This window comes from Vibrio sp. 10N.261.51.C6 (assembly GCF_041471785.1).
Classification (GTDB): domain Bacteria; phylum Pseudomonadota; class Gammaproteobacteria; order Enterobacterales; family Vibrionaceae; genus Vibrio; species Vibrio crassostreae_C.
Map to the genome: position 1 here is coordinate 1 of NZ_JBFRPB010000066.1, position 6318 is coordinate 6318.

At 44.3% G+C, this 6318-nt stretch carries 4 protein-coding genes; 2 read left to right on the forward strand and 2 right to left on the reverse strand.

Annotated elements, in window-relative coordinates:
- Window positions 1-48 precede the first annotated feature (48 nt).
- Window positions 49-834, reverse strand: a complete 786-nt coding sequence (znuB, locus tag AB4375_RS17760) for a zinc ABC transporter permease subunit ZnuB (protein ID WP_017061944.1) — start codon at window positions 832-834, stop codon at window positions 49-51.
- Window positions 834-1613: a zinc ABC transporter ATP-binding protein ZnuC gene (znuC, locus tag AB4375_RS17765; protein WP_017061943.1), complete on the reverse strand. Its 780-nt coding sequence runs from the start codon at window positions 1611-1613 to the stop codon at window positions 834-836. The genes znuB and znuC overlap by 1 nt, the downstream gene beginning before the upstream one ends.
- An 83-nt stretch (window positions 1614-1696) precedes the next feature.
- On the opposite strand from znuC, the gene znuA reads away from it, so the two are divergent.
- Together znuA and AB4375_RS17775 are read left to right on the forward strand one after the other, a co-directional pair.
- Window positions 1697-2587 carry a zinc ABC transporter substrate-binding protein ZnuA gene (gene znuA, locus AB4375_RS17770; protein ID WP_017068018.1) on the forward strand — a complete coding sequence of 297 codons (891 nt, stop codon included), beginning with the start codon at window positions 1697-1699 and terminating at the stop codon, window positions 2585-2587.
- A gap of 269 nt (window positions 2588-2856) precedes the next feature.
- Complete coding sequence (locus AB4375_RS17775; protein ID WP_372052190.1) at window positions 2857-6219, forward strand: helix-turn-helix domain-containing protein; 3363 nt, start codon at window positions 2857-2859, stop codon at window positions 6217-6219.
- Window positions 6220-6318 lie beyond the last annotated feature (99 nt).

Below are 6318 nucleotides of genomic sequence, written 5' to 3' on the forward strand. Positions count from 1 at the left end.
GCCTCCTCCTACTCGATTTTTCGAGATACGAGATCGTACTGCTAAGTGCTAAGCTCGACTTCTAACCATTTGAGATAGCATAAACATTGCTGCCGCACTGATAACCACAGACGGGCCAGCAGGCGTATCATAGAACCAAGACAAGCTTAATCCACCGAATACAGCGATAGAGCCAATAATTGATGCAAGGAAGGCCATCTGCTCAGGTGTGCTCGAGAACTTCCTTGCCGTTGCTGCAGGAATAATCAGTAGCGATGTCATGATTAACGCACCAACAAACTTCATACCGACAGCAATCACGATACCGACCAATAGCATCAGAATCAGACGCATTAAATCAATGTTGATGCCATCAACCGCCGCGAGATCTTCGTTAACCGTCGTTGATAGTAGTGGTCGCCAAAAGATAGCAAGTACTAATCCAATCACAGCAGCACCCGCATAGATGAACACTAAATCCGTTGGAGATACTGCCAGCAAGTCACCAAATAGGTAGCTCATTAGGTCAACACGAACGTTATCTAAGAAACTGACAGCAACCAAACCAAGTGATAGCGCACTGTGCGCCAAAATACCGAGTAGGGTATCGGTCGCGACCAGCTTTTGTTTTTGTAAAGTCACTAGCAACACGGCCAGCATCAAACAACAAATCAGCAGCGCGAAATACAAGTTAATGTTGAACAGAAAGCCAAGTGCTAAGCCCATCAAAGAAGCGTGAGCAAGCGTGTCACCAAAGTAAGCCATCTTACGCCACACCACGAATGAACCTAGTGGGCCTGCAATTAGTGCAATACCCAAACCCGCCAAAATAGAGGGAAGAAGAAACTCAAGCATTAGTGGTGTCCGTGTTTATGGTTTGAACATTCATGCACGTCGCCTTCGACAGGCTGGCCTGCGAGATCATGATGGTGATGTTCGTGTTGGTGATGATAAAACGCTAGCGTCTCTTGGGTCGCGGTGCCAAAGAGCGCAATATACGAAGGATGGTGTTTGATGTCTGCAGGTGCGCCTGAGCAACAGATGTGGTGGTGTAAACAGATAACATCGTCTGTTTTTGCCATCACTAAATGCAGATCGTGTGAAACCATAAATACGGCACAACCAAAGCGGTGGCGAATGGTGTCAATCAAGTCATACAGGTCTATTTGCCCTTGAACGTCGACGCCTTGAGCCGGTTCATCGAGAACCAGTAGATCTGGTCTTCTTAGCAATGAACGAGCAATGAGCACACGTTGGTTTTCTCCGCCAGATAGCTGGTGCATGTTACTCTTCTGCAGATGTTCAGCACCAACGAGCTTCAATGCTTCAAGGATCTCTTGCTGACTGAAATTGCCAGTGAGTTTTAGAAAACGCTCTACGTTGAGCGGTAGGGAATCATTGAGCTTTAATTTTTGTGGTACATAGCCAATTTTCAGTTTTTTAGCTTTTGTTATTGTGCCTGAAAATTTGGTCTGTAAACCCAGTACCACTTTTACTAATGTCGACTTTCCTGCACCGTTTGGCCCAATCAGGGTGGTGATTCTGCCGCGCTCTAAATTTAGAGAGATGTTGTCTAGAACTTTTCGACCGTCAAATTCGACGCTCACAGAATCTAGTTGGATTAAGTTATCCATGAATAGAACTCATTTGCAATTCGCTAATGTTATAATGTAACATTTACCTCAAGCCTAAGCTACTTTTCTATTATCGAGGGATTATGTCACGTTCATCTTTTATACTTGCTACTTTGCTTTTAGCGCCAAGTGTCGCAAGTGCCAATACTATTCTAACAAGCTTTAAACCAATTCAAATGATTGTGACAGAATTAACGCAAGGCGTTAGTGAGCCGGATGTGTTGATGAACAGCAATGCTTCGCCGCATGATTATGCGCTTAAGCCATCGGATGTCAAAAAAGTTCATAGTGCCGATATGGTCATCTGGTTCGGCCCTGACCTAGAAGCCTTTCTGACTAAGGTGATTGGTTCAAAAGAAAATGTTATCAAGATCAGTGATATTCCCGGAATCAACTTGCGAGAGTTCGGACACGAAGAGCATGACCACGATGCACATGAAGGGCACCACCACGGTAGCCATGACCCGCATTTTTGGTTAGGTATCGAGCAAGTTGAAGTAGCTGCAAAATACATCTCAGCTAAGTTGATTGAATCTGATCCAGACAACGCAATGGCGTACCAAGAGAATCTCGATTCATTCCTGATTGCATTGAAAGAGAAGCAACAGTCTATTCGAGAGCAACTTGCACCCGTGAAAGACAAAGGTTACTACGTTTTTCATGACGCGTATGGTTACTTTGAGCAAGAGTTTGAGCTAAATAACTTAGGTCACTTTACGGTGAGCCCAGAGCGTAAGCCGGGTGCAAAAAGCCTGATCGCTATTAAGAAAACGATAGTACGTGAAAACGTTCAATGTGTGTTTTCTGAGCCTCAATTCACTCCTGCTGTGATTGAATCAGTGACGCGCGGAAGTAACGCAAAACAAGGTCAGCTTGACCCTGTCGGTTCAACAGTTGAAGTGAAGAGTGGAAGCTATTTCGATTTTCTACAGCAACTTACAGATAGCTATACAAGTTGCTTAGACGAGAAGTAAGTCATAAACGAGTATTCTTTACTCTACTTTGCTCTCGTTAATTTATGAATCATGCCGCTTTTTGCGGCATTTTCGTGACCGCTAAGATAAAACCTCCTAACAAATAACAAACCTCCTTTCTCCTTTTCTAATTTCCGCTAAAATGGAAAGATAATAATAAGCACAAAAAAACTCAGTTTTTGGTTTAGCAACGATAAGACGTTGTGGTACCCAAAATTTCATGTGTTGTTGCTGTTCAGGATTAAGAGTTGTATCGAATTATCTTCAAAATGTTCATGTTAATGAGCATTTCATTTAGCGTTCTAGCGGTAAATACCTCGCCCTCCGTTTTCTATCCTTTGCCCGTTCAAGCGCAAGGGAATTTCCTTGCGGCTAAAAACTTGTATTTAGGTGCCGGAGGTGGGCTCTGGGTTCATGATGTGCATGGAAAAGTACTCTTTTACGATGGTCGAACTCTATTCCCTCGCAAGGGAAGCTTACTGCAATTTTCTTCGGAAAGAGTCGCCTTTCTGAACGATGAGTTTTGGACATTTTTCGACAATGAGGTCTATCGACATAACCCTGGAATTGGCAACGAATTGGCGTTTAGCCTAAGTCCCGGCGCTGAAATAGCGAATATCGGTGCATCAGGCGATTATATTTGGGTTACTGACGGCAGTAATTTCTATACCTACAACACTCAATCTTTAGAATTCAACACCTACTCTCTACTTAAACTGTACCGATACAATAACAGCAGTGACATTGCGATTAACGACGCTGAGTGGGTACTATCAAAGTGGGTGCTAGCGACCAGTTCTGGCGTTTACCTTTCAGAGAATCAAGAGTTTACCCATGTCACCGCATCAGACAAAAACCATATTGAGACGGTTTATTTTTCGAATGCTCGACGTGAGTTAGTGATCGGTACTTTAAATGGTGCTGTGATTGTTGATCTCGCGAACCCAGACAAAGAGACCATCGTTAAAGGGTCGCATGTTCTCTCGTTGGCCGAAACTTCGGACCAGTATTGGATTGGTACAGAGCACGGCCTTATTAGCTACAACTTTATTACGGGACAAATTACTCGATTCGAACAAGCCGCTAGTCAAGACTTCTCGTTACCGGGTGAGAAAATATATTCGTTGATAAACGATCATGCTGGTGGTATGTGGGTTGCGACAAACAACGGTATCCGATACTTCTCACTGTTCAGCAAAACCTTCTCGAGAACACCCCTAACTGGAATGGGCATGCATTCGAGTAGTGTGGTGATCAATAAAGTACTGCCTGTCAGTGACCAGTTATCTTGGGTCGCGTCTTCAATGGGGCTCTACTTGGTTGATTCTGAAAGTGAAGAGAACCCAATTCGTGTTTACTCTAACCCTGTTAATGATTTTGAGATCTTTGGCTCTTCCATTTGGTTGGCGACCGAACAAGGTATCATCAGTCTAAATACGGAAACACTACAACCCGAAGCCCTTGATTTACCAAGGCCAATTGAGGGAGTGCGTGTTGAAAACCTTGCGCTTCAAGCCGATAACGTTCTTTGGATGACCTCTGGGCAAAACCTCTATTCGTTATCTATCGAAACCATGAAACTGACGAGTTATGGCACTGACTGGTTAGTCGACAAGTTCTTGCCTGCGAAGATCACCGCTCTCAATGTAGGCTTGCTAGGTCGCATCTATATAGGAACGGATCATGGCTTCTACTCGTTCATTGATAAACGAATTAGCTTTAGTCGTTCCAGCGAACGGTTTGGCAAAGTCGTCGATATTGAAAAAGCGAAGGATGGAGCGCAGTGGTTTGCGAGCAGTTATGGCGTGTATCGAATCCCGGATGACAGCTCTATTATTCAAGAAATCACTCTTGTTGAAGACAATATTAGCCCCAACTGCCTGATAAGCGATGACAATGGTGTTTGGTTAGGCTCTTCGAAAGGCATCAGTTATTACGGATTGGATGGGCAACTGCATAAACACATAGGTTCGCCATTTGGTTTGATCACCAATGAACTGGCGGCAGGAGCGTGTGCTCTTTTTTACAGTCAAGATAGCCAACCTTCGAGGCTTGTTTTCGGCTCAAAGTATGGTGTAGTCAGCGCGTTATCTAACGAGTTACTGGTATCAACTACACCTCATAGCCGTGCCTTGTTGAGTAAGATAAGTGTCGACCAACAAACGGTATCACTTGGCGGGAAAACGGCAGAGCTGGATGAGATTCCTTATGGTTCATCGATGGGGTTTAAGCTAGGTATCTTACCAGCAACGTTCGCACCTGCGATGGAATACCGACTGAGCGACGATGAACCTTGGAGTGAGTTTGAAGGGGGCTTGTTAACGCTCGATCATCTTCTTCCAGGGGATTACACACTTGAAGTGAAGCCGGTTAAAGGCTCCCATTATCGCTTTGTGTCAACCAATCAAAGCTTCTCGATTGCGGAGCCTTGGTATCTGACCAATTGGGCTGCAGCAAGCTCTCTGATATTACTGATTGGCGTTGTGACTATCTTAGTCTTTTGGCGTTCGCGTTATGTCACTTTTGCCAACCGGCACTTAAAAGCGCAAGTTGCACTGAAGACAGACCAATTGAGGCACCAAAGCCGGATATTACTCGCCACTAATCAACAGCTTAAAAAGCAGCTATCCGTGAAGAATGCGCTTGTGTCTCACACTGCCAATGAACTCTCTTCTGAAGTGAATCATATTGCTGCGATGCTCCCGAATTGGAATGACGAGCTCGGGAAGTCGCCGATTCTAACCTTGAAAAATGGCTTAGCTCAATTGAGTAATACGCCTCAAGGAGAAGGGAAAGTTTGTTACGATATAATTTTAATCTTAGAGGTGGTACTCAAAGCTTGGCAGGATGACTTAACCAAAGCCGGTATTGAACTGGATATTAAAGTCGAAACAAAACAACGATATGTCTCGTTGCTGTATTTTAATCTCGATATTATCTTCAATAGCTTGGTTGCGAGCATCATCAAGAGAAACTTTAAGTCGCAGAGTATGGTGGTTCTGGTTGAAGAGGTTAAGGAGCATCTTGTTGTGACCATTCGAGATCATGGGATGCCTTTCCCTAAACTGGCATCAAGCATGGGTGACAATACCGGAAAGTCGACCGACCTTAACATCGAAAAGCTGCCGCTATTGATGAATCAGAGCGGTGGTGAGCTTAATGCCTTTGTTTCGGAGTCTCAAAATAAGGTTCAGCTTTCGTGGCCAATTGAGTATCAAGTACTCGACAATCTTGAAGCCAGCACAATTGAACAGATTGAAACCATTAAGCTTGCCGCCTCAACACCAGAGCAACAAAAACTGACAGCGGAACAAGAGTGGAAGAACAGAGTGTCGCAGCTTGTGAGTGAAAACTACGCTGATGCCGAGTTCAGTACTGCAACTGCCGCTAAGTATTTGTTTATGTCTGAGAGAAGCTTACAGAGACGCTTTAAATCGGCTTACAACAAGACCTTCAAAGAGCACTTGAATGAAGTACGTCTAGAGCATGCGTGTGAGCGCTTACTCGCTGGAGAGAAGATCTCTGATGTGGCGTTTGATTCGGGGTTCAATGACCCTTCCTATTTCAGTCAAAGGTTTAAGCACCACTTTGGCATGTCACCATCTAAGTTTGCTGAAAACAACGAAGAGTAGCACGCAGCGGATACTCAGCTAGAACATAAATAAAGATACTTTAGCCTCGACATTCGTGTTGGGGCTTTCTTATGCTTCTACGAGATACGAGATACGAGA

Bases quoted from the DNA above. Each gene is read 5' to 3' on its own strand.
- znuA (WP_017068018.1), top strand. From the start codon at position 1,697: ATGTCACGTTCATCTTTTATACTTGCTACTTTGCTTTTAGCGCCAAGT.
- AB4375_RS17775 (WP_372052190.1), top strand. From the start codon at position 2,857: ATGTTCATGTTAATGAGCATTTCATTTAGCGTTCTAGCGGTAAATACC.
- znuC (WP_017061943.1), bottom strand. From the start codon at position 1,613: ATGGATAACTTAATCCAACTAGATTCTGTGAGCGTCGAATTTGACGGT.
- znuB (WP_017061944.1), bottom strand. From the start codon at position 834: ATGCTTGAGTTTCTTCTTCCCTCTATTTTGGCGGGTTTGGGTATTGCA.